This is a genomic window from Yoonia sp. (genome assembly GCF_036770585.1).
Classification (GTDB): domain Bacteria; phylum Pseudomonadota; class Alphaproteobacteria; order Rhodobacterales; family Rhodobacteraceae; genus Yoonia.
In genome coordinates this window covers 1-4,025 of the sequence record NZ_DAIPIW010000122.1, presented here as the reverse complement: position 1 = coordinate 4,025, position 4,025 = coordinate 1, and the positions used below count along the sequence as shown (strand labels likewise).

The 4,025-nt window shown below is 60.8% G+C and carries 5 protein-coding genes; all 5 read left to right on the top strand.

What is annotated here, in order from left to right:
* A partial coding sequence (locus V7N12_RS13790) for an NADH-quinone oxidoreductase subunit J (RefSeq protein ID WP_333715229.1) occupies positions 1-569 on the top strand: 569 nt, incomplete at its 5' end.
* A gap of 6 nt (positions 570-575) precedes the next feature.
* On the top strand, positions 576-1,049 hold the full coding sequence (locus V7N12_RS13785) for a hypothetical protein (RefSeq protein ID WP_333715227.1): 474 nt from the start codon (positions 576-578) through the stop codon (positions 1,047-1,049).
* 55 nt (positions 1,050-1,104) lie between these two features.
* Positions 1,105-1,410: an NADH-quinone oxidoreductase subunit NuoK gene (gene nuoK, locus V7N12_RS13780; RefSeq protein ID WP_008235370.1), complete on the top strand. Its 306-nt coding sequence runs from the start codon at positions 1,105-1,107 to the stop codon at positions 1,408-1,410.
* Positions 1,411-1,415: 5 nt separating this feature from the next.
* The gene (gene nuoL / locus V7N12_RS13775; RefSeq protein ID WP_333715221.1) at positions 1,416-3,542 is read left to right on the top strand and encodes an NADH-quinone oxidoreductase subunit L; all 2,127 of its coding nucleotides are present in this window, start codon (positions 1,416-1,418) and stop codon (positions 3,540-3,542) included.
* Positions 3,542-4,025, top strand: a 484-nt coding sequence (locus tag V7N12_RS13770) for a proton-conducting transporter transmembrane domain-containing protein (protein ID WP_333715220.1), incomplete at its 3' end; no start/stop codon positions are given. The genes nuoL and V7N12_RS13770, both read left to right, overlap by 1 nt.

The following is a 4,025-nucleotide window of genomic DNA, read 5'->3' as shown; positions in this document are numbered from 1 at the left end:
TCACGACCGTCGCGGGCGGCCTGATGACGGTCGTCAGCCGGAACCCCGTGCATTCGGTGCTTTGGCTGATCCTTGCCTTCCTGTCTTCTGCCGGGCTTTTCGTGACGCTGGGGGCTGAATTCGTCGCCATGCTGCTGGTGATCGTCTATGTCGGGGCGGTCGCGGTGCTGTTTCTCTTCGTGGTGATGATGCTGGACGTCGATTTCGCCGAGCTGAAGGCCGAGATGACGAAATATCTGCCGCTCGCGCTGCTGATCGGGGTGATCATCCTGATGCAACTGGCGCTGGCATTCGGTGTCTGGGGCTTTGACGAAGGCGCGCCGGACCGGATCGCGGCACCTGCCGGTGATCTCGACAATACCCGCGCTCTGGGGATGCTGCTTTATGACCAGTATTTCCTGCTGTTCCAGCTGGCCGGTTTGATCCTGCTGGTCGCGATGATCGGGGCGATTGTCCTGACCCTGCGCCACCGCGTCGATATCAAGCGCCAGAACGTGCTGGCGCAGATGTACCGCGACCCCGCCAAGGCGATGGAATTGCGCGACGTGAAACCGGGGCAGGGCCTTTAACCCGCGATGCGCCGTCTTGCCATCATATCCGCAGCCTTGGCGCTGATCGCCACGGAAGGGGCGGCGCTTGCGCTGTCCGACTGCCGTCGGATCACGCACCCCAGCCACGGGGGCGAATTCGGCCACCGCGATCTGGGTGAGGGGCGTGTGATGTGGGTGGACTGGTGGACGCAGGAAGGCTCGTTCAAGGGGTTCAGCCTTGTGGACTGCGGTCCGGGCGAGATGCTGCGGCTGCGCTCTGCCGAGGAAAACATGGGGCGGCTGCCGGCGTTTGACCGCACGGACGAGGTGGTCAAGGTCCTTGACCGCCACCAGTCGGGCGCCCGCGTCTTTGCGACCTTCGAACGTATTGCGGCGGACCTTGAGTTCATCGCGCGCGCGATCGAGATCGTCACGCTGACGGAAGAAACATGCGCCTGTGCAGCGGCCTATCCGGACATGCGCGGCGACAAGACGGAATTTGTGCTGGAGGCGGGCTGACCCGCGCCAGAGAAGAAAGAAGCCGGGGTGCCAAGCCCCAAAGGGAACGGGACGTATGATCGGACTTGAACATTATCTCACAGTGGCGGCGGCCCTGTTTGTCATCGGCATCTTCGGATTGTTCCTCAACCGCAAGAACGTGATCATCCTGTTGATGAGCATCGAGTTGATGCTGCTGGCGGTGAACATCAACCTTGTCGCCTTCTCCAGCTATCTGGGCGATCTGGTCGGGCAGGTGTTCACGCTGTTCGTGCTGACCGTCGCCGCCGCCGAGGCCGCGATCGGCCTTGCGATCCTTGTGTGTTTCTTCCGCAACCGCGGAACCATCGACGTTGAAGACGTCAACGTGATGAAGGGCTAAGACGAATGGAAACGATTATCCTTTTCGCCCCGCTTGTTGGCGCGCTGATCTGCGGTTTCGGCTGGCGGCTGATCGGCGAGAGCGCGGCGCAGTGGACGGCGACCAGCCTGTTGTTCGTCTCGGCCTTCTTTTCGTGGGTCATCTTCCTGACCTTCGACCCTGGCGCCCATCCGAACGCGACCTATACCGTCAACATCCTGCGCTGGATCGAAAGCGGCACGCTGTCCACCGACTGGGCGATCCGCATGGACCGCCTGACCGCGATCATGCTGATCGTGATCACCACTGTTTCGGCGCTCGTCCATCTTTATTCTTTCGGCTACATGGCCCATGACGAGAATTTCAAGGAAGGCGAAAGCTATCGCCCGCGGTTCTTTGCGTATCTGTCGTTCTTCACCTTCGCCATGCTGATGCTGGTGACGGCGGACAACCTTGTGCAGATGTTCTTTGGCTGGGAGGGCGTGGGCGTCGCCTCTTATCTGCTGATCGGGTTCTACTACCGCAAGCCATCCGCCGGGGCGGCCGCGATCAAGGCTTTCGTGGTCAACCGCGTGGGCGATTTCGGCTTTGCGCTGGGGATTTTCGCGCTCTACCTGGTGACGGATTCGGTCCGGTTCGAGGATATCTTCGCCGCCATTCCCGATCTGCAGGATCACACCATCCAGTTCGCATGGCGCGAGTGGGATACGCTGAACCTGATCGCCTTCCTTTTGTTCATCGGCGCGATGGGCAAATCGGCACAGCTTTTCCTGCACACTTGGCTGCCCGACGCGATGGAGGGCCCGACGCCTGTGTCGGCGCTGATCCACGCGGCCACCATGGTCACCGCCGGTGTCTTCCTTGTCTGCCGCATGTCGCCCTTGATGGAATATGCCGATGCGACGACCAGCTTTATCGTTTTCCTTGGCGCCGCGACGGCGTTCTTCGCCGCGACCGTGGGACTGGTGCAGAACGACATCAAGCGGGTGATCGCCTATTCGACCTGTTCGCAGCTTGGCTACATGTTCGTGGCGGCGGGCCTTGGCGTCTATTCGGTTGCGATGTTCCACCTGCTGACACATGCCTTCTTCAAGGCGATGCTGTTTCTTGGCGCAGGCTCGGTCATTCATGCGATGCACCATGAACAGGACATGCGGAACTATGGCGGCTTGCGCCACAAGATCCCCAAGACCTTCTGGATGATGATGATCGGCACGCTGGCGATCACCGGTGTGGGGATCCCGCTGTTGTATGTCGGCTTCCCCATTGGTTTCGCGGGCTTCGTGTCGAAAGACGCCATCATCGAAAGCGCTTATGCCGGCACGATGGGGGGCTTTGCCTTCTGGATGCTGGTGATCGCGGCGCTGATGACCAGTTTCTACAGCTGGCGTCTGATGTTCCTGACCTTCTACGGCAAACCGCGCGGCGACAAGCACACGCATGAGCACGCCCATGAAAGCCCCACATCGATGCTTGCGCCCCTCTATGTGCTGGCCATCGGGGCGGTGCTGTCGGGGATGGTGTTCTACAAGCCCTTCTTCGGCAGTGACGAGAGCGTGGGCAAATACTTTGGCGCGATTGTCAGTGAAGACACCGCAGACCTCGGCTTTAGCCTGATCGCCCCTGCCTATGCGGCAGGCGAGGATGACGGCCACGGCGATGAGGGCGCGCACGGCAAGGCCGCATGGCCCGAGGTGCCGGGGCAGGGTGCCATCTTCAAGCACCCCGACAACCACGTCCTGCACGAGGCGCATCTGGTGCCGATCTGGGTCAAGCTGGCGCCCTTCGTTGCAATGCTGCTGGGCTTTGGTCTGGCCTATCAGATGTATATCCGCCGCCCCGATTGGCCTGCCAAACTGGCCGCACAACAGGCCCCGCTTTACCGCTTTCTGCTGAACAAGTGGTATTTCGACGAGATCTTCGACTTCCTCTTCGTCCGGCCTGCGATGGCCCTTGGCCGTATCCTGTGGAAGCAGGGTGACACGCAGACCATCGACGGCGGCATCAACGGCGTGGCGATGGGCATCGTGCCCTTCTTCACACGTCTCGCGGGGCGCGCGCAGTCGGGCTATATCTTCAGCTATGCCTTCGCGATGGTCATCGGGATCGCGGTGATGCTGACCTGGATGACACTCTTCGGGGGGGCAAACTGATGGGCAATATCCTTTCCATCATTACCTTCATGCCGCTCTTTGCTGCGGCGATTCTGATGCTGTTCCTGCGTGGCGACGACGAGGCCGCACAGCGCAACGCAAAATGGGTGGCCCTTCTGGCGACGGCCGCGACGTTTCTGGTCTCGCTGATCGTTCTGGCCAACTTCAACCCCGCCGACACCGGCTTTCAGATGGTGGAAGAGCGCGCGTGGCTTCTGGGGCTGGAATACAAGATGGGCGTGGACGGGATCAGCATTCTCTTTGTGATGCTGACCACCTTCCTGATGCCGCTGGTCATCGCGGCCTGTTGGGACGTGAAGCACCGCGTCAAGGAATATATGGTCGCCTTCCTGATCCTCGAGACGCTGATGCTGGGCGTGTTCATGGCGCTTGATCTGGTGCTGTTCTACCTTTTCTTCGAGGCCGGTCTGATCCCGATGTTCCTGATCATCGGCATCTGGGGCGGCAAGGACCGCATCTATG

Coding starts and splice junctions, on each gene's coding strand:
- V7N12_RS13785 (WP_333715227.1), top strand. CDS start 576: ATGCGCCGTCTTGCCATCATATCCGCAGCCTTGGCGCTGATCGCCACG.
- nuoK (WP_008235370.1), top strand. CDS start 1,105: ATGATCGGACTTGAACATTATCTCACAGTGGCGGCGGCCCTGTTTGTC.
- nuoL (WP_333715221.1), top strand. CDS start 1,416: ATGGAAACGATTATCCTTTTCGCCCCGCTTGTTGGCGCGCTGATCTGC.